General features: G+C 70.9%; 19 protein-coding genes and 1 riboswitch. Of the genes, 12 read left to right on the top strand and 7 right to left on the bottom strand.

Annotated features, from left to right (window positions below; genetic code table 11):
- The first annotated feature begins 7 nt into the window (after positions 1-7).
- The gene (locus AC5L3X_RS08355) at positions 8-613 is read left to right on the top strand and encodes a TenA family protein (protein ID WP_494856146.1); all 606 of its coding nucleotides are present in this window, start codon (positions 8-10) and stop codon (positions 611-613) included.
- A gap of 51 nt (positions 614-664) precedes the next feature.
- Entirely contained in the window at positions 665-1,543 is an 879-nt protein-coding gene (locus tag AC5L3X_RS08350; protein WP_494856144.1) for an Fpg/Nei family DNA glycosylase, read from the top strand.
- On the opposite strand, the gene AC5L3X_RS08345 is transcribed toward AC5L3X_RS08350, so the two are convergent.
- Positions 1,544-2,965, bottom strand: coding sequence for an MFS transporter (locus tag AC5L3X_RS08345; RefSeq protein WP_494856142.1), 1,422 nt, complete (start codon positions 2,963-2,965; stop codon positions 1,544-1,546).
- 77 nt (positions 2,966-3,042) lie between these two features.
- Between AC5L3X_RS08345 and AC5L3X_RS08340 the strand changes: the two genes are divergently transcribed.
- The 3 genes from AC5L3X_RS08340 to AC5L3X_RS08330 all read left to right on the top strand — a co-directional run bounded on the left by AC5L3X_RS08340 (position 3,043) and on the right by AC5L3X_RS08330 (position 5,259).
- Complete coding sequence (locus AC5L3X_RS08340; RefSeq protein WP_189127368.1) at positions 3,043-3,474, top strand: winged helix-turn-helix transcriptional regulator; 432 nt, start codon at positions 3,043-3,045, stop codon at positions 3,472-3,474.
- The gene (locus AC5L3X_RS08335; RefSeq protein WP_494856140.1) at positions 3,471-3,794 is read left to right on the top strand and encodes a rhodanese-like domain-containing protein; all 324 of its coding nucleotides are present in this window, start codon (positions 3,471-3,473) and stop codon (positions 3,792-3,794) included. The genes AC5L3X_RS08340 and AC5L3X_RS08335 overlap by 4 nt, the downstream gene beginning before the upstream one ends.
- Before the next feature lie 26 nt (positions 3,795-3,820).
- Positions 3,821-3,934, top strand: a riboswitch (TPP riboswitch).
- Positions 3,925-5,259 (top strand): purine-cytosine permease family protein, encoded by a 1,335-nt coding sequence (locus AC5L3X_RS08330; protein WP_494856138.1) that lies wholly within the window; start codon positions 3,925-3,927, stop codon positions 5,257-5,259. Its footprint overlaps the riboswitch before it by 10 nt.
- Here the strand turns inward: AC5L3X_RS08330 and AC5L3X_RS08325 are convergent.
- On the bottom strand, positions 5,237-5,797 hold the full coding sequence (locus tag AC5L3X_RS08325; RefSeq protein WP_189127371.1) for a methylated-DNA--[protein]-cysteine S-methyltransferase: 561 nt from the start codon (positions 5,795-5,797) through the stop codon (positions 5,237-5,239). The genes AC5L3X_RS08330 and AC5L3X_RS08325 overlap by 23 nt on opposite strands.
- Positions 5,798-5,890: 93 nt before the next feature.
- On the opposite strand from AC5L3X_RS08325, the gene AC5L3X_RS08320 reads away from it, so the two are divergent.
- The gene (locus tag AC5L3X_RS08320) at positions 5,891-7,759 is read left to right on the top strand and encodes a PAS domain S-box protein (protein WP_494856137.1); all 1,869 of its coding nucleotides are present in this window, start codon (positions 5,891-5,893) and stop codon (positions 7,757-7,759) included.
- Between the two features lie 143 nt (positions 7,760-7,902).
- Positions 7,903-8,334: an ATP-binding protein gene (locus tag AC5L3X_RS08315; protein WP_225264016.1), complete on the top strand. Its 432-nt coding sequence runs from the start codon at positions 7,903-7,905 to the stop codon at positions 8,332-8,334.
- Here AC5L3X_RS08315 and AC5L3X_RS08310 read toward each other — a convergent pair.
- Genes AC5L3X_RS08310 through AC5L3X_RS08300 form a run of 3 tightly spaced genes read right to left on the bottom strand, consistent with a single transcriptional unit; the run spans position 8,331 to position 9,426 of the window.
- Positions 8,331-8,984: a YidC/Oxa1 family membrane protein insertase gene (locus AC5L3X_RS08310; RefSeq protein WP_494856135.1), complete on the bottom strand. Its 654-nt coding sequence runs from the start codon at positions 8,982-8,984 to the stop codon at positions 8,331-8,333. The two genes, AC5L3X_RS08315 and AC5L3X_RS08310, sit on opposite strands and share 4 nt — an antisense overlap.
- 48 nt (positions 8,985-9,032) lie before the next feature.
- Positions 9,033-9,254: a DUF6412 domain-containing protein gene (locus AC5L3X_RS08305; RefSeq protein ID WP_494856134.1), complete on the bottom strand. Its 222-nt coding sequence runs from the start codon at positions 9,252-9,254 to the stop codon at positions 9,033-9,035.
- A 1-nt stretch (position 9,255) separates the two neighbouring features.
- A complete protein-coding gene (locus AC5L3X_RS08300; RefSeq protein WP_189127457.1) occupies positions 9,256-9,426 on the bottom strand; it encodes a hypothetical protein in 171 nt (56 codons plus the stop codon).
- Between the two features lie 94 nt (positions 9,427-9,520).
- On the opposite strand from AC5L3X_RS08300, the gene AC5L3X_RS08295 reads away from it, so the two are divergent.
- Together AC5L3X_RS08295 and AC5L3X_RS08290 are read left to right on the top strand one after the other, a co-directional pair.
- A complete protein-coding gene (locus AC5L3X_RS08295; protein ID WP_494856133.1) occupies positions 9,521-10,234 on the top strand; it encodes a response regulator transcription factor in 714 nt (237 codons plus the stop codon).
- Positions 10,215-11,360, top strand: a complete 1,146-nt coding sequence (locus tag AC5L3X_RS08290; protein WP_494856132.1) for a sensor histidine kinase — start codon at positions 10,215-10,217, stop codon at positions 11,358-11,360. Before AC5L3X_RS08295 ends, AC5L3X_RS08290 begins: the two co-directional genes overlap by 20 nt.
- A 31-nt stretch (positions 11,361-11,391) precedes the next feature.
- Here AC5L3X_RS08290 and AC5L3X_RS08285 read toward each other — a convergent pair whose 3' ends face one another.
- Complete coding sequence (locus tag AC5L3X_RS08285; protein ID WP_189127378.1) at positions 11,392-11,796, bottom strand: hypothetical protein; 405 nt, start codon at positions 11,794-11,796, stop codon at positions 11,392-11,394.
- Positions 11,797-12,019: 223 nt separating this feature from the next.
- Between AC5L3X_RS08285 and AC5L3X_RS08280 the strand changes: the two genes are divergently transcribed.
- From AC5L3X_RS08280 to mptB, 3 genes are all read left to right on the top strand, one after another.
- Positions 12,020-12,367 (top strand): STAS domain-containing protein, encoded by a 348-nt coding sequence (locus tag AC5L3X_RS08280; RefSeq protein ID WP_189127379.1) that lies wholly within the window; start codon positions 12,020-12,022, stop codon positions 12,365-12,367.
- A 43-nt stretch (positions 12,368-12,410) separates the two neighbouring features.
- Positions 12,411-13,136, top strand: a complete 726-nt coding sequence (locus tag AC5L3X_RS08275) for a glycosyltransferase family 2 protein (RefSeq protein WP_494856130.1) — start codon at positions 12,411-12,413, stop codon at positions 13,134-13,136.
- Positions 13,137-13,259: 123 nt separating this feature from the next.
- Positions 13,260-14,927: a polyprenol phosphomannose-dependent alpha 1,6 mannosyltransferase MptB gene (gene mptB, locus AC5L3X_RS08270; protein ID WP_494856129.1), complete on the top strand. Its 1,668-nt coding sequence runs from the start codon at positions 13,260-13,262 to the stop codon at positions 14,925-14,927.
- Here the strand turns inward: mptB and AC5L3X_RS08265 are convergent.
- The gene (locus AC5L3X_RS08265; protein ID WP_494856128.1) at positions 14,809-17,172 is read right to left on the bottom strand and encodes a hypothetical protein; all 2,364 of its coding nucleotides are present in this window, start codon (positions 17,170-17,172) and stop codon (positions 14,809-14,811) included. The genes mptB and AC5L3X_RS08265 overlap by 119 nt on opposite strands.
- Positions 17,173-17,200 lie beyond the last annotated feature (28 nt).

Genomic DNA, 17,200 nt, shown 5'->3' with positions numbered 1-17,200 from the left:
GCGGTTCATGAGTACTGCGGAGAAGTTGCACGCGGTCGGACGACCGCTTCTGCGGGCCCAACTGGCGCATCCCACGGTGGTCGGCATCGGGCGCGGTGATCTGCCCGAGGAGGTGTTTCGGTCCTGGCTGGAGCAGGACTACCTGTTCCTGCACGACTATGTACGGGTCTTCGCGCGGCTGGCCTGGCAGGCGCCCGCGGCGCACCTGGGCGATCTCGTGGACCTGGCCCACGCGACCTTCCACGACGAGCTGGACCTGCACCGGTCGTTGTCGGCGGGGTTCGGCGCCGATCTGGAGGGAGCTCGCAAGGGGCCGGCGTGCGCGGCGTACACGTCGTTCCTGTTGGAGTCGGCGGCGGACTATGCGGAGGGGCTTGCTGCGCTTTATCCCTGTATGTGGGGTTATTCGACGCTTGGCCGGATATTGGCGGAGAATCCGCCCGTTGAGCCGCGATACCGCGCCTGGGTGGACACCTACGCCGATCCCGGCTTCGCGGCCCTGACCGGCCGGATCGGCGAGATGATCGACGAGGCCGCTCCGGATCCGGCGCGGGCCGAGGCCCTGTTCGTCGAGGGGATGGCGCACGAGCTGGCGTTCTGGGACGTGCCCTAGGAAGATTTCCACAGGCTGTGGACAGTGCGGTGCGCGCCGTACCCTGGTGACATGCCGGAGCTTCCCGAAGTCGAGTCGCTGGCCGGGTTCCTGCGCGAGCAGGCGGTGGGCCGCACCATCCTGGGCGTCGACGTGGTCGCGTTCCAGGCTCTCAAGACGTTCGATCCGCCGGTCAGCGCGCTCGGCGGATTGACCGTCACGGGCGTGTCGAGGCACGGCAAGTTCCTCGACCTCGACTGCGACGGCCTCCACCTGGTCTTCCACCTGGCCCGTGCCGGGTGGCTGCGCTGGCGTGACGACCTCTCGGGCGCCAAGCCGGTCCGTCCCGGCAAGAGCCCGCTGGCGGTACGCGTACGGCTCGCGCCCGACGACGAGGGACTGGCGCCCGGCTTCGAGCTGACCGAGGCGGGGACGCAGAAGCGCCTCGCCGTCTATGTCACGAAAAATCCGGACGAAGTGCCGGGCGTGGCGGCCCTCGGCCCCGACCCGCTCCACGAATCCTTCACCGTGGCGGCCCTGAAGGGCATCGTGGACGGCAACCGCACCCAGATCAAGGGCCTGCTGCGCGACCAGAAGATCATCGCGGGCATCGGCAACGCCTACTCCGACGAGGTCCTGCACGCGGCGAAGATGTCGCCGTACAAGATCGCGGCCACCCTCACCGACGCGCAGATCGCCGACCTGCACGAGGCCATCGTCACCACCCTGCGCGACGCCGTCGAGCGCGCGCACGGGCTGGCGGCCAAGGACCTCAAGGCGGAGAAGAAGTCCGGCCTGCGCGTGCACAACCGCGCCGGCCAGCCCTGCGACGTCTGCGGCGACACCATCCGCGAGGTCTCCTTCGCCGACTCGGCGCTGCAGTACTGCCCCACCTGCCAGACGGGCGGCAAGCCGCTCGCCGACCGCCGCCTGTCCCGCCTGCTGAAGTAGTCACACCTCGACGGCCAGCCGCTCCGAGGGCGGAGCGGCGCGCTCGCGCGCTCCGACGGCGATGACGATCACGGCGAGCAGCGTGGCGGCCACCGGCACGGCCAGCGCCGCCCGGATGGCGTCCAGCCCGGCCTGAGCGGAGTCGCCGGCGCCCAGCACCGCCACGTTGACGGCCGTGACCGCCGACAGGCCGAGCGCGGCGCCGAACTGGAAGGACGTGTTGATCAGGCCACCGGCCAGGCCCTGCTCGTGCTCGGCGACGCCGTCCGTGGCGGCGATGGTGAGCGGGCCGTAGACGAACGCGAACATGGTGCCGATCAGCAGCATCGAGGGCAGCATGGCCGCGTACGTCCAGTCGAGGCCGACTCCCAGGAACAACCCGTAGCCCACCAGCCCGACGAGCAGTCCACCGAGGATCACCCGGGCGGTGCCGTACCTGTTGACCAGCCAGGGAGTGAGCAGGGGCGCCAGCACCACGTCGGCGGCCACGGCGATCAGCGCGAGGCCGGTCTGGAGCGCGGACCAGCCGCGCAGCTCCTGCAGGTACAGCGTGACGAGGAACTGGAAGCCGAAGAACGCGCTCGTGAGCAGCAGCGCCGCCAGATTGGCCCGCGCCAGCGGGCCCGACCGCAGCAGCCCGAGGCGCACCAGCGGCGCGTCCGACCGTCGCTCGATCACCGCGAACGCCGCCAGCAGCGCCAGCCCGACCGCGAAGACGCCGGCGGTCAGCGCCAGGCCCTCACCCGGGTGTTCCAGCCGTACGACGCCGTACGTCAGCAGCATCATCGCGCCGGTCACGCACCCGGCCCCGGCGAGGTCGAAGCCGCCCGCGGGGCGGCGGTCACCCGCGGGCTCCTTCAGCACCGGGATGGCGACGAGCAGGATCACCAGCGAAAGGACGACCGGCGCGAAGAACACCCAGCGCCAGCCGATCGCCGTCAGCAACCCGCCGATCACCAGGCCGAGCGCGAACCCGGCGGAGGCGGTGCCCGCGTAGACCAGCAGCGCCCGGTTGCGCTGCCTGCCTTCGGCGAACGTCGTGGTGATCAGCGAGAGCCCGGCGGGCGTCATGAAACCGGCGGCCACCCCGGTCACGAACCTGGCGACCAGCAGCATCCACCCCTCCGTCGCGAACCCGCCCAGCCCGGAGAAGACCAGGAAGACGCCGAGCCAGAGCAGGAACATCCTGCGCCGCCCCAGGAGATCGGCCGCCCGGCCGCCGAGCAGCAGGAACCCGCCGTAGCCGAGCACGTACGCGCTGACCACCCCGCTCAGCATGCCGGTGGAGAGCCCCAGCTCGGCCCTGATCGACGGCAGGGCCACGTTCAGCATCGCGACGTCGATGCCTTCCAGAAAGATGGCTCCGCACAGGACCAGCAGCGCGCCCAGTGCGCGCCCGGACAGTCGGTCGGTCGCAGGCATGGTTCAACCCCCGGTTACTTGTAGTTGGGTCGGTTATCTCTTGTAACCAGGAGCATCCTGCGACAGCATGAGGTTCCATGGAAGACGGCACTTTCAAGTCACTCGGTTACTGCGAGAGCACCGCCGACGACTACGACGTCAAGCAGTGGGACACCAGAGAGGACTGCGAGGTCAGGCAGATCCTCGATCGCGTCGCCGACAAATGGTCGCTGCTGGTCATCGCCCTGCTCGACTGCCAGAGCCTGCGTTTCACCCAGCTCCGCCGCGAGATCGACGGCGTCAGCCAGCGCATGCTCAGCGTCACCCTGCGTCACCTCGAACGCGACGGCCTGGTCAGCCGCACCGTTCACCCCGTCGTGCCGCCCCGCGTCGACTACGCCCTCACACCGCTCGGCCGCACCCTGCACCAGACCATCAAAGCCCTGGTCATCTGGACCGAGGAGCACCAGCAGGAGATAGCCCGGGCCCGCGCCGACTACGACGCCAGGCGCGAGATGATGGACGCATGAACGTTCCCCAGATCGAGGCACGCGACCTGCCCGCCGACGTCTTCCTGCTCGACGTGCGCGAGCAGGACGAGTGGGTGGCCGGTCACGCGCCCGAGGCCGTCCACATTCCGATGAGCGAGATCCAGGCCCGGGTCGCCGAGGTGCCCGAAGACCGGAAGGTCTACGTCATCTGCCGGTCTGGCGCCCGGTCGCTGCAGGTGGCGGCGTGGCTCAACCAGCTCGGCCGTGAGGCCGTCAACGTCGGTGGCGGCATGCGGTCGTGGGAGTTCGCCCGGCGGACGATGGTCAGCGAGACCGGGGGCTCTCCCATCGTGGCGTGATCGATGGCATAATCCCGGTTGAAAATTACACAGATCGCGGGAGCTCGGGGCGTACCGGGCTGAGAGGGTGACCGAGGCCGTCGCCGACCGCATGAACCTGTCCGGGTAATGCCGGCGTAGGGAGAGTGCGATGTCCTCTGTCGTCGACGAAGTTCCGCTGACCCTCGACGGAGAGCCCCCCAAGACCCTCGGAGTTCTTGACCAGGGCGCCCTGTGGGCCAACCTGGCGGTCAGCCTGCTGGGCTTCTCCGGAGCGTTGTTCCTGCTCAACCCCCTCGGCGACGCACCGCTGACCGTGACCGCCGCGCTGGTGGCCGCGCTCGTCGGCAGCCTGATCGGCACCACGATGGTGGGCCTGGCCGCCATCCCCGGCACGCAGACCGGCCGGCCGTCGATGGTGCTGCTCCGCGGCCTGTTCGGGGCGAGGCTTTCCTACATCCCGAGCGTCCTCAACATCGTGCAGATGATCGGCTGGGGCGCCTTCGAGCTCTGGGTGATCTCCATGGGCGCGATGGCCATCTTCGGTGACGCCGTGCCGTACGCGGTGTGGGTGGTCGTGGCCGGCATCCTGACGACCGCGCTGAGCATCTGGCCGCTCGGCTCGATCCGGCTGCTGCGCCGGTACGTCACGGTCGCCGTGATCATCTCGCTGATCTGGTTCGCGGTGGAGTTCCTGGGCGAGGCCACCCCGCAGGACGGCGGCTCCTGGACGGCGTTCGCGCCGGCCGTCGACTACGTGATCGCGCTGTCGGTCTCCTGGGTGCCGATCGCCGCCGACTTCGCCAGGCACTCCAGGTCGAGCCGGGCCGCGTTCACCGGCGTGGTCGGCGGCTACACACTGGCCCAGGTGGCCTGCCTCGGGCTCGGTGTCTACGCGGTGGCCATCGCCGGGACGGCCGCGGTGACCGCCGACAGCACCGCGGTGTTCGGCCCGTTCGTCGCGGCGCCGCTGGGGGCGCTGTTCTTCGCGATCCTCGTGCTGCGCGAGGCGGACCAGTCGTTCGCGAACGTCTACTCCACCACGATGTCGCTGCAGAACCTGATGCCGCGCGTCGACCGGCGGATCATCTCGGTCGTCATCGGCGTGCTGACCACCGCCATCGCGCTGGTCGTGAACGTGGCGTCGTACGGCGCGTTCCTGGGCGTGATCGGCGCGGTGTTCGTGCCGATGTTCGCGGTGCTCGCGGTCGACTACTTCCTGCTCGGCGGCGCTCGGCGGTGGAACACCGAGGAGGACGCCCCCGCCCGCTGGTCCATGCTGGTGCCCTGGGCGCTGGGCTTCGCCGCCTACTGGCTGACCACCTCGACCCCGACAATCGAGCAGTGGGACGGCTTCTGGATGGCGGCGCGCGAGGCGATCGGCTTCACCCGGGAGCCGTGGATGAACGGCGCGCTCGGCGCGGCGCTGGTGGCGGCGCTGGTGACGCTGGCGATCGGCGCCGTCAGGCGCGCGACTCGACGGTGAGCAGGTGGCGCTTGGCGGCCGCGCCGCCGGGATAGTCGCCGAGCACGGCCTCGCCGGCCACCACCCGGTGGCACGGCACGATCACGCACACAGGGTTGGAGACGACCGCGTTGCCGACCGCGCGCAGCGCGCGCGGCCGGCCGATGAGCTCGCCGATCTCGGCCAGCGTCGTGGTGGCGCCGTAGGGCACCGCCATCGTCTTCTGCAGCACCGTACGGGCGAACGGCGTGGTGAGGGCCAGGTCGACCGGCGTGGCGAAGGCCCGGAGACGGCCGGAGAAGTAGGCGTCGAGCTCTCTGCGCACCGGGTCGAGCCGCCCGGGGTCAGGCCCGATGAACGTGCCGACATGCTTGACCACCCGCTCGAACACGATGTTCTCGTCGTCGAAGCTGCAGGCCACGATGCCCTTGCCGGACACCGCGAGGACCAGCCGGCCCACGGCCCCGTCGTAGGTGCCGAACGCGATGTCGGGCGGCGCCTCCCCGCGGTAGGTGGTGGAGGTGACCCTGAGCAGTGCGTCGATGTCGCCGCCCGGCATTCCCTCACCCACTTCCCGCCCGGAGAGGCCGTGACCGCAGCGTATCGGACGGATCGCCCAACGGAAGCACCGCACCGCAGGCACTATGGAGGTGTGGGTGACGACTGGGCCGGGAGTGACGACGAGATCGCGCGTGCGGCGCTCGCGAGTTCGCCCAACGCGATCATCGCGCTTGACCGTGACCAGACCGTGCTGGTCTGGAATCCGGCGGCCGAACGGCTCTTCGGCTGGACGGCCGGCGAGATGCTGGGCCGCAGGGCGCCGATCGTGCCGGGGGAGCTGCTCGCCGAGCACAACGCGGTGCTCGAACACGTCCGCACGGGCGGCCAGGTGACCCTCCGCACCAAGCGGTTACGGCGCGACGGCAGCGTGGTCGATCTCCGGGTCGACGCCAGCGCGCTGCTCATGGGCACCACGGTGGCGGGCTACGTGTGCGTCCACCATCTGACCGAGGCCGACGAGGCGGCCCGGCACCGCATGGCACGCCGGGCCAGGCTGGTGCGCCGGCTCACCGACGTGGTCGGCGACATCAACGCCGAGCTGGAGCTGTCCGCCGTGCTCGACCGGATCGCGGCCAGCCTGACCGAGCTGACCGGCGCCGACGCCGGCGGGTTCGTGCTCATCGAGGGCGAACGCCTGCGCCTGGTGAGCGCGCACCACCTGCCCGACTCTCTCAGGGGCGCGACCGCCGATCTCCGTACGAGCCTGGTCGACCGGCTGCTGCGCACCGGCAAGACGGTCCTGCTCGAATCAGACGGGCTCGGCGACCTGGTGTGGGCCCAGCTCGACGGGCTGCACACGATCGCCCTCGGCCTCGCCGCCGTCGGCGGCCGCCCCTACGGCGCGCTCTACGCCCTGTTCGCCAAGCGCAAGCCCGGTCACCTGGAGCTGGAGCTGCTGGAGCTGCTCGCCGGGCATGCCGGCATCGCCGCGGGCAACGCCGTGGCCTACCAGGACGCGGTCCGCCAGCGGGCCCATGAGCAGGCGGTGTTCGACGCGAGCGCCGACGGCATCGCCGTGCTCGACCGCGAGGGCCTGGTGACCCGGTGGAATCCCGCAGCGGCCGAGCTCACCGCGCTGCCCGGCGAGGCCGTGCTGGGCGGGCCGCTGCCCTTCCCGCTGCCCGAGCCGGGCGAGAAGATGACCTTCCAGATGGAGACCGGGCGCTGGCTCGACGTGGTCAGCGCCGAGATCGAGGAGACCGGCGAGGTCGTCATCGACTTCCGCGACGTGACCAGGGCTAAGGAGCTGGAGGAGGCCAAGGACCTCTTCCTGGCGACGACCAGCCACGAGCTGCGCACCCCGATCACGATCGTGCACGGCTTCGCCAGCACGCTCGACTCGCGCTGGGACAAACTGAGCGACGACGAGCGCCGCTCCGCCGTGCACACGATCGCCGAGCGGTCCCGTTCGCTGGGGCAGCTGATGGATCACCTGCTGCTCGGCTCCAGGGCGGGCGCCGACGAGGTGCCGGTCCGGATCGAGTCCTTCGACCTGGCCGCACGCATCCACGCCGCCACGCTGGGCCTGCCCGTGCTCTCCGACAAGCACCGGGTGGAGGTGGTCATCCCCGAGGGGCTGCCACTCGTGATGGGCGACGCGCTGGCCACCGACATCGTGCTCGGCCAGCTGCTGGAGAACGCGTTCAAGTACTCACCCAAGGGTGGGCTGATCAGCGTCGAGGCCTGGCCCGAGGACGACTCGGTGGTCGTGGTCGTCGACGACGAGGGGGTCGGCATCGCCCCGGACGACCGCGATCGGGTCTTCGAACGCTTCGTCCAGGTCGACAGCGGCGACCGCCGCAGGTTCGGCGGCGTGGGCCTCGGCCTCTACATCGTGCGCAGCCTCGCCAGGGCCCAGGGCGGCGACGTGAGCGCTCACGCGCGCGTCGGAGGAGGCACCCGGATGCGACTCGTCCTGGCCGCGGCTCCCCCTATCGGAACCGACACACCGATGCGGTAACGAGGTGGTCACGGTTGCGCTCATCTATCGTCCAATGTGTACAAGCTGTGATCGGGATGCGGTTTCTGGGGCCGAGTAACGGGGCATTTCGGTCGTACCGGGGAGTGTTCCCGCGGGGGGCACTGGGAGACGGGGAGGTGGGTGTGTCAAGCGTGGTGTTGCTGCCGTACGCGCCGTCCAGTGTCGCCGTTGCCCGCCAGCGTCTAAGCACTGACCTGCGGGATTGTGGGGTTTTCAGTTCCGCCATCGACGACGCCGTGCTGGTGGTCAGCGAGCTTCTCAGCAACGCGCTGCGACACGCGCATCCGTTGCCGTCAGGCATGGTCAAGGTCGCCTGGCTGCGTAACGAGGATCACATCGAGGTAGCGGTGAGCGATGGGGGCGCCGCCACCGAGCCGCGTGCGGGCCGACCGACCCTGTCCTCGCTGGGGGGCAGAGGGCTGGGCATCGTCGAGTACGTCGCGGAGAGCTGGGGGGTTCGCCACGAGGGTGACATGACGACGGTGTGGGCGATCCTGCCCGCTCCCGACGGCACGCTGAACGGGCAGGTCCACGCCCTCAGAGAGGCCGGCTAGGCCCTCAGCGGCCGGCCGGCCAGCACGGCCCGCTCGCCCGCGGTCCACGCCGTGGAGACGAGCAGGTAGAGCCCCGCGGCCAGCGGCAGCACCGCGGCGGCCAGCACCGAGCCGAACGGCAGCAGCGGCATGACCCTGCGCAGCGCCTCCGGTTGCTCCTCCGGCATCGAGGCCCGGATCGAACGCGCGGACAGCCAGGCCACCAGCGCCATGAGCACGATGATCGCTGTAAAGACCGAAACCGGCCAACTGATCAGACCGTAATTGGCGATCACCCCGGCGACCTGTTGTCCCAGCGGGGCGCCCAGCAGATCGTGCCCGGCCAGCGCGGTGGGATGCGTGGCGACCCGCCATATCAACCACATGAACGGCAACTGCGCCAACCCAGGAAGAATGCCGGCGAAAGGCGAGGTGCCCTCCTTCGCGTAGAGGGCGGACATCTCCTCGCTCAGCCGTCGCGGATCACCCGCGAACCGCCGGCGCAGCTCGCGTAGTTTCGGCGCCAGCCGTTCGCGCACTCGTGCGCTGCGCGCCTGCCTGACGCCCAGCGGGAGCAGGAGGAGCCGTACGGCCAGAGTGAACAGCACGATGGCGAGCGCGGCGTCGCCTCCGGCGACGCCGATGACGAACGTGACAAGCGAATCGATCATGAGCCCCTCGATCAGGAAGATGGATCGGGGCTCGGTGACGAGCCCCGCTCAGCCGGAAGCGGGGCTGGGTGAGGGCGCTCGTGGACGCGGGCGTCCGGCCGCGTCGGGGTCGCGCTGGCGCTGGAAGGCGGTGCGCCGCGCGTAGACCAGCGGAAAGCCCGGCGTCTCGCGACGGGCCACGGGCAGCATCCTGGCCGCCCAGACGGCCAGCAGCATGATCGCCATCATGGTGACGGCGATCAGCCACGGGTCGAACAGGAACAGCGTCATGTCAGCGCGAGGAGGACTTGCCGACCATCGTGACCGCGATGAAGACCAGCAGGCCGACGACCCCGATGATCAGGGCGATCTTCAGCAGACCCACCACCATGGGCAGGATGAAGTTGAACAGCACGAAGAGCGCCAACAGGGCGCCCAACACGAGCATGATGACTCGACTCATGAGTCCACCGTATGTGCTGCGGCCATGATCCGCGAGGCTTACGAACCGATGACGTGGGTGTCGGTTCGGCCTCGTCCGGCCGTACCGTGAGGCTGTGAACACGCGCATCCTGGTGGTCGACGACGATCCGACCGTGTCGGAGGTGGTGGCGCGATACCTGGAGCGCGACGGGCACGAGGTCGAGTGCGTGGGCGACGGCGCGGAGGCGCTGCGGCGCGCGCTGGCCCGACCGCCCGACCTCATGGTGCTCGACCTCATGCTGCCCAAGATCGACGGTCTGCAGGTCTGCAGGAAGCTCAGGGAGCGCTGGCCGGTCCCGGTGATCATGCTGACCGCCCTCGGTGAGGAGATCGACCGGGTGGTCGGCCTGGAGACCGGCGCCGACGACTACGTGACCAAGCCGTTCAGCCCGCGCGAGCTGGCGCTCCGCGTCCAGTCGGTGCTGCGCCGCGCGCGCGGGGCGTCCGTCACGGGTGGCACGGGCGTGCTGCGTGATGGCGATCTGGTGGTCGACGTCGGAGCCCACGAGGTACGGCTACGCGACGCTGAGGTGCCGCTGACGGCACGGGAGTTCGACCTGCTGGCCTACCTGCTGCGCAATCCGCGCCAGGCGTTCAGCCGGTCGGCGCTGCTCGACCAGGTGTGGGGCTGGTCGTTCGGCGACTCGTCCACGGTGACCGTGCACGTCAGGCGGCTGCGGGAGAAGATCGAGCCGGACCCGACCGAGCCGCGCAGGATCGTCACGGTATGGGGCGTGGGCTATCGGTACGAACCCCTGGAGACGGGCGATGAACGGGCTGATCGTTGACCCTGGCGTCCACGGCCTGACGGTGGGCGCCGCGGCGGTCCACGACCTGAGCCTGATCGTGGCGGTCACGGCCGGTCTGGGGCTGGTGGTGGCCCTGGTCGGTGTGTCGGTCATGTGGTGGCTGCGCACCCGCTCGATCGCGATGATGCTCGGTGTCGTGATGGTGGTCTCGATCGTGGCCACCCTGGCGGGCGTCGTGGCGATCACGCTCAAAATGATCATCGATGGCTCGGTCAGGGACATCGTGCTCAGCGTCGTCGTGGTCGGCGGTCTGGTGGGCCTGGGGGTCGCGTTCGTGCTGGCCAGGCGGGTCGTGGGCGAGAGCAGGCGGCTGGTCGCCGCCGTGCGCGACCTGCCCTTCGCCGCGCCGCGCGGCCTGCCGGCCGAGTTGCAGACCATCGCCAACACCCTGCAGGAGGCGTACGCCCGCGAAAGAGCGCTGGAAGGCGCCCGCCGCGAGCTGGTGGCCTGGGTGAGCCACGACCTGCGCACTCCGCTGGCCGGTATGCGCGCCATGGCCGAGGCGCTGGAGGACGGGGTCGTGGCCGATCCCGAGACGGTCGGGCGCTACCACACGCAGATCAAGCTGGAGGTGGAGCACCTGTCGGCGATGGTGGACGACCTGTTCGAGCTCTCGCGCATCCACGCCGGGACGCTACGGCTCTCCCGGACCCGGATCGGGCTGGCCGATTTGGTGGCCGACACCCTCGCCGGGGCCGAGCCGCTGGCCAGGGCCAAAGGGGTGCGCCTGACCGTGGCCGCCGCCGAGTCCGCGCCCGTGGAGGCCGACGCGGGAGCCCTGGGCCGGGCCCTGGGCAACCTCGTGGTCAACGCCATCCGGCACACCCCGTCGGAACACGCGGTCGTGCTGCGGGCGGCGGTCGACTCCGGGATGGCCTGCCTGTCGGTTTCGGACTGTTGTGGTGGGATACCGGCTGACGACCTGCCCCGGGTGTTCGACGTCGCCTTCCGAGGGGAGGCCGCGCGGACCCCGACGAGGGACGGCGGGGCCGGGCTCGGGCTGGCGATCGCTCAGGGCATCGTGGAGGCCCATGACGGGATGATCGGCGTGGTCAACGAGGGCCCCGGCTGCCGGTTCGAGATCCGCCTCCCCCTGGTGGGCTGACACGGGTCGTCTTCGCGGCGGGTGCCGGTCTTCAGGCGGGCTCCGGCAGGATCGCGTCGGGCATCGAGCCGAACGACTCGGACATCGCCCGGAACGTCGGGCAGGGCCAGCGCCACATGCAGCTCCGGCACCGCAGGATCGGATGGGCGGCGTCACTGGTGATGCCCCCCGCGTCGCGTGGCTGGTGCAGGTCGAGCAGGCGCAGCCCCAGCTCCGAGAACGCGAGCAGATTTTCGCGGGCGCCCGAGAGGAAGTCGAGGTCCTCGACCGCGAGCTTGGTGCTGACGGGTACGTAGCCCTCGTGGTTGACGAGGTCACGAAGGCGGCTCGCCTCGTCGTGCCACGAGGCGGCCTTGTCGGTGCGGATGAAGATGGTCTCCAGATGTTCGCGGAGTCGTTGGCGCTGAGGATCTTCCGGTTGGTTGTCTGTGTTCATTGATACGCGGGCCCGTGGGTCTCGGCCCCAGCCCCTCCTTCGCGGTGAGGTGGTGACCGGATGCGGGAGGTGCCGAGCCGCCCCTTCCGGCCATACCGGTGTCACAACGTCAAGCTTCGCGTACTCTGCGTTGCCGCGAAGCCTAAACGGATGACAAAAAGCTGTGGTTCCCCTATCGGCGTGACAACGTGACCGGAAGGCTCGTCGCCGCTAGCCTGCCCCTGTGGAGCTCAAGGTCTCGACTCGATCACATGCCGGCCATGCACTCGTTGCGATCACCGGCGAAATCGACCTCTATACGGCACCCCACCTGCAGTCCGAGTTCACTCGGCTGCTGCAGGAGGGGCCCAGCCGCGTGGTCATCGACATGTCCGCCGTGGATTTCTGCGATTCCACGGGGATGAACGTCCTGCTGTCCGCGCTCAAACGCATGAAGGAGCAGGGAGGCGCGCTGGACGTCGCCGCCCCTCGCCCCGCCGTGCGCAAGATCCTGCAGGTCACCGGCCTCGACTCGGTCTTCACCGTGCACGACGAGGTGCCGCAGGAGTTCCTCATCGCCGAGGGATCATGACGGCGGCCCGACACGGCGGGGCGGTCCACCCGAGAAGCGAGGCGTGGTGAGCGACACAGCGGTGATCGTCCCGGCCAAGGACGAGGCGGACCGGATCGGCGCCACCGTCACGGCCGCCCTCGCCCTGCCGGGCGTCGACCTCGTCGTGGTGGTCGACGACGGTTCGACCGACCAGACGGGCAGGGTGGCGCGGGCCGCGGGGGCCCGGGTGATCCGCCACAGCCGCAACCGCGGCAAGGCGGCCGCCATGGAGTCGGGCGCGGAGGCCGTGCGGCTGCTCGACGGAGACGTCCCGCGCCACTTAGTCTTCCTCGACGCCGACCTCGGGGAGACCGCCCAGGCCGCGACCGCGCTGATCGAGCCGGTGCGTGAGGGCAGGGCCGACATGACCATCGCCGTCTTCGCCACCCGGGTCAAGCTCGGTGGCCACGGCATGGTCGTCAGGCTCTCGCGCGACGGCATCCGCCGTGCCACCGGGTTCGAGGCGACGCAGCCGCTCAACGGCCAGCGCTGCCTGACCCGTGACGCCTTCGAGGCGGCCCGCCCGCTGGCCCACGGCTTCGGCGTGGAGACCGGCCTGACCATCGACCTCCTGCGCAAGGGCTATCGCGTGACGGAGGTCGAGGTGGAGATGGGGCATCGGGCGACGGGCACCGACTGGCACGCCCAGCTTCACCGCGCCCGTCAACTGCGTGATGTGGCGCTTGCTCTCGCTACCCGAGAGCCGGTAATCACCCAAAACCTCAACAAACTCCGCCCCAAGCGCTGATCCTTGCCCGGCAAACCAGGCAAACACCGTACTGACCGGTCAAGTGCGGCGTCTGTGGCGGAGTTATCCACAGGCTGGGGATGACTGGCGTGAGCGTTGTGGTGAGTGTGCTGGAATTTGCGGGTGACTTCGGAGACGCGGAGCGGCCGGTCGTCCTGGCTGCTCCCGAGGCTGGCCATGGCGGCGATCGGTGGCTCGATCCTGCTGACGACGGGTCTCGGCCTGCTCGGGCCGTCCGCCGTCGTCCCCGCCCTCGGCGGCCCCGCCTGGCACCCGCCCTACTCTCTGGCCCTCCAGCCCAGCGCCCATCTCGTGGTCGCCCTGGCCGTGGCGGCCCTGGTCCTCGGCGGCCTGGGCCTCCTCGGGGCTCTCCTCGCCATTCGCGACATCCCGCCGGCCAGCAGGATTTCCGGCCCTCGGGGGCTGCCGTCCGCGCGGGCTCTCGTGCTCGTGGGCTGCGTCGCCGCCGGCGTGCTCGCGTTCCTGCCGCCGTCGGGGTCGGGCGATCATCTCAACTACGCCGCCTACGGGCGCATGGTGGTCCTCGGTGTCGACCCCTACACCCATGGCGCGGTCGATCTCAGTGGCGACCCGGTCGCCGACGCCGTCGAGGCGCCGTGGCGTGAGGAGCCGAGCGTCTACGGCCCCGTCGCGACCGCCGTGCAGGCCCTGGCGAGCTGGGTAGGCGGCGACTCGGTCAGGCTCACCATCTTCGTGCTGGCCCTGTTCAACGCCGGGGCGTTCATCGTGACCGGCCTGCTGATCGACCGCTTCACCAGGGACGATCCCGCCAGGCGGCTGCGCGCGGCCCTGCTGTGGACGGCCAATCCGCTCCTGCTCTACCAACTGGTCGCCGGCATGCACGTCGACACGCTGGCCATCGCGTGCATGGTGGCGGCGCTGCTCGCCCGCGGGCGTCCGGTCGGTTCGGGGCTGCTTCTCGGGGCCGGCGTGGCCATCAAGCTCAACGCGGGGCTGGTCGCCCTCGGGCTCGCCTGGGAGCTGCGCCGCCGGCCGGGCCGCCTGGCGCTGATGGCAGGGGCCGCCGTGGCGGTGGTGGTGGTCGGCTACGCCGTCGTGGGGGCCGACGCCGTCGCCCCGGTGACCCGCACCAGCAAGGCCGTCTCGCACGCCTCGTTCTGGAAGCTGGTCCAGGGGTGGTTGCAGGGGATCGTGGGAGTGGGCAGCGCCTACCGTGGCGAGATCCAGATCGGCTCGCTGCTCGTGCTCGCGCTGGTGGCCTGGTCACTGTTCCGCCTGGCGTCGCGCGCCCCCGGCATGGGCTCGCCGGTCCCGTCCATCGGCGCGGCGCGGGGTGGGGCGCCGTCGGCCGGCGCCGGGCGGGGCGGGGCGCAGTCATCCGCCGGGGTCGAGCGAGGTGGGGCGCCCTCCTCGGCCGATGCCGGGCGGGGTGGGCCGACGCTGTCGGCCGGTGGGGGGCGGGGGGAGTTGCCCGCCGAGGTCGTGGCGGCCGTGCTGGTCTGTGCCTACGTGTTCGCGACGCCGTACGTGCTGCCCTGGTATGACGGGCTGGCGTTCGCGATGCTCGCGCTGGTGACCGCCTCGGCGCTGGACGGGTTCCTCGTGGTGCACTTACTCGTGCTGTCGCTCGCCTACCTGCCGGCGCGGGTCGTGGGGCAGCCACAGGACCTCGAATGGTTGAGGACCGTCGTCAGGGCTCAGGTTGTTCCGTGGTTGCTGTTGGCGCTGACGGTTGGCCTGGTGTGGTGGGCTTGGCGAGCCGCAGGGCGCGTACGGAGGCGGCCAGAGCCAGCGGCACCGCCACGGTGAGGGCCATGGCCGGGATGGCGATGCCCGAGTCGTTGATGAGAAAGCCGACGAAGGCGCAGGTGAGGGCGCCCAGCAGACCGGCGCGGAGCGGCGGCGCGGCGGCGTAGGCCTGGCCGAGCGCCGAGGCGCCCCAGCGCGATGGGCGGTCGAGCACCAGGAAGAGAAAGGCGATGGCGACGAGCGAGAGGAGGGTCAGCGACCAGTTCCCCACGGTCACGCCGATCATGGCGCCGAACTTACGCGTGATGACGGTCCAGGCCTGGCCGTCGATGATCTGCTGGACGAAGTTGCCCAGGTGGGTCCGCTGGGTGACCGGGCGCAGCCAGTCGAAGACGGCGATCCCGCCGATGAGCACGGTGCCCGCGAGAGCGACCAGCAGCAGCTTGACCAGGGAGACCCGGCGTCCATAGAGCATGATCAGGAAGACGGCGAACCCGATCACGAAGGCGGGCACGCCACCGAAGTCCGCGCCCCACGACGGCCAGCCGTCGGCGAAGATCGCCAGTGCGCCGTAGGCCCCGCAGGCCAGCACCACGACGAGCCGGGTGGTCCCTCGGCCGAGCAGCCACTGGGCCACGCCGGCCAGGCCGAGGATGGTCCCGGTCGCGTAGACGGCGAAGGCGATGTTGCTGAAGCCGTAGAACCTGCCGCCGGTGACCGGCTCGTAGCCGGTCACGGCGTTCACCTGCAGCGTCGAGCCGGTCATCACGTCGAGGAGCAACGCCACCGACGTCACGCCCGCGACCACGGTGAGGGGGCCGAGCACATGCCCGCGCCAGGGGCCGGCGAACGCCAGCGCGCTGATCAGCCCGGCGATCACGAGGATCGTCACGATGAGCGCGAGCATCGGAGCCGGCAGGCTCCACCAGGACACCAGTTGGGCGAGGAACGTGGAGACGGCGACGGACCCGCTGACCACGGCCACGACCTGGACCGTGGCCAGCAGCCGGGAGGTGCTCGCGGTCTCCTGGACGGGCGACGACGCCGAGTCGCGGCGGCGGCGCAGGGCCAGCGCGGCGAAGACGTAGAAGAGCAGCTGCACTGTGACGAAGACGGCGAAGAACGGGCCGCGCACCTCCCGCAGCACCTGGCTGGCCAGATCGCCGTCGGCCAGCTCCTCGACCGTCTCGGCGGGCGTCGCCGGCGCGGGACCGTCGCTCCGCCAGGGCCGCCCGACGACCTCGCGCGGCGCGTCGAGGCCGAGCGCCGCGATCGCGGTCGCGGTCAGGTCGGTGATCGTGACCAGGGCGTCCTGCCGGGTGGACATCGCGGTGAGGTGCCCGTGCCCGTACGTCCCGCCCTCCGGGGAGGGGCCGGTGGCCAGCGCGACGTGCAGGTGGGCGTTCGGGGTCACGTCGGAGACGCCCGCCACCAGCACGGTGGTGCCGGCCGGCAGACGGGTGAGCAGGGCGCCGATCCGGCGGTCCGCCTCGGCCACGGCCGCCTTCCTGGCCGCCGCCGGCATCGAGGTCGGCACACCGTACTCGTCCAGTGGCCGGCCGGCCCAGGCGGTGGCCAGCTCGGGGGCGTCGAGGACGATCAGGTGGTAAGGGGTGAGGTCAGGCAGGGATTCGGGATCGTCGACGTATCTGGCGATGTTCCCGGCCTTGTCGGCAGCGGCGAGGGCCCCGCCCGGGCCGATGGCGGCCACCTTCCCCCCGGCGTCGGCGACGAGCTGCCCGAGAGCGCCCAGCTGGGCGTCGTAGCCCGTCTCCGGCTGGTGAGCGGCCAGCTCCGCCCACCCCGGCACCGTGGCGCCCTCCCCGTCGGGCCGGGGATCCGGGATCGCCGGGCACCCCTTGCCCGGCGTGCCCGCCCGCTGGCCCGCCGAGACGGTGAGCCAGCCGGACATCGGGCAGGTGATGCCGCGATCCGGAGGCGGCACGGCCCGGGTCGACAGCGAGGCCGATCCGCCCTCGGCGACGAGCCTCCACAGGTGAGGCGTGCGCGTTGGGTCGAGGTCGCTCCACTCGAGGCCGGGCACCCCGATGAGCGCCACCCGCCCCTGGGGAGCTGCCAGGGAGGCGGCGTGGGCGGCGCCGGGAGACAGGAGGACGGCCAGGACGATGCCCAGCAGGGCGGTGAGGGCTCGCGAGGCCTGCCCGGCCGCACTCCATGCCGCCGGGCGTACGAGACCGAGGGCCGCACTCCGTGCCGCCGCCTGTCGTATGAGACCAGGGGCCGCACTCCGTGCCGTCGCTGGCCGTACGGGACCGGAGGGCGCACGGAAGGTGACGTGCGGCATGTGCGAGACCCCCAGGGTGGTGCTTCTT

Source organism: Nonomuraea sp. CX421, from assembly GCF_059358955.1.
The sequence above is the reverse complement of the archived record's forward strand: the minus strand, read 5'-3'. Positions and strand labels throughout refer to the sequence as shown.

Excerpts from the sequence above, each read along its gene's own strand:
- AC5L3X_RS08355 (WP_494856146.1), top strand. The coding sequence starts at position 8 with ATGAGTACTGCGGAGAAGTTGCACGCGGTCGGACGACCGCTTCTGCGG.
- AC5L3X_RS08350 (WP_494856144.1), top strand. The coding sequence starts at position 665 with ATGCCGGAGCTTCCCGAAGTCGAGTCGCTGGCCGGGTTCCTGCGCGAG.
- AC5L3X_RS08345 (WP_494856142.1), bottom strand. The coding sequence starts at position 2,965 with ATGCCTGCGACCGACCGACTGTCCGGGCGCGCACTGGGCGCGCTGCTG.
- AC5L3X_RS08340 (WP_189127368.1), top strand. The coding sequence starts at position 3,043 with ATGGAAGACGGCACTTTCAAGTCACTCGGTTACTGCGAGAGCACCGCC.
- AC5L3X_RS08335 (WP_494856140.1), top strand. The coding sequence starts at position 3,471 with ATGAACGTTCCCCAGATCGAGGCACGCGACCTGCCCGCCGACGTCTTC.
- AC5L3X_RS08330 (WP_494856138.1), top strand. The coding sequence starts at position 3,925 with ATGTCCTCTGTCGTCGACGAAGTTCCGCTGACCCTCGACGGAGAGCCC.
- AC5L3X_RS08325 (WP_189127371.1), bottom strand. The coding sequence starts at position 5,797 with ATGCCGGGCGGCGACATCGACGCACTGCTCAGGGTCACCTCCACCACC.
- AC5L3X_RS08310 (WP_494856135.1), bottom strand. The coding sequence starts at position 8,984 with ATGATCGATTCGCTTGTCACGTTCGTCATCGGCGTCGCCGGAGGCGAC.
- AC5L3X_RS08305 (WP_494856134.1), bottom strand. The coding sequence starts at position 9,254 with ATGACGCTGTTCCTGTTCGACCCGTGGCTGATCGCCGTCACCATGATG.
- AC5L3X_RS08300 (WP_189127457.1), bottom strand. The coding sequence starts at position 9,426 with ATGAGTCGAGTCATCATGCTCGTGTTGGGCGCCCTGTTGGCGCTCTTC.
- AC5L3X_RS08290 (WP_494856132.1), top strand. The coding sequence starts at position 10,215 with ATGAACGGGCTGATCGTTGACCCTGGCGTCCACGGCCTGACGGTGGGC.
- AC5L3X_RS08285 (WP_189127378.1), bottom strand. The coding sequence starts at position 11,796 with ATGAACACAGACAACCAACCGGAAGATCCTCAGCGCCAACGACTCCGC.
- AC5L3X_RS08265 (WP_494856128.1), bottom strand. The coding sequence starts at position 17,172 with ATGCCGCACGTCACCTTCCGTGCGCCCTCCGGTCCCGTACGGCCAGCG.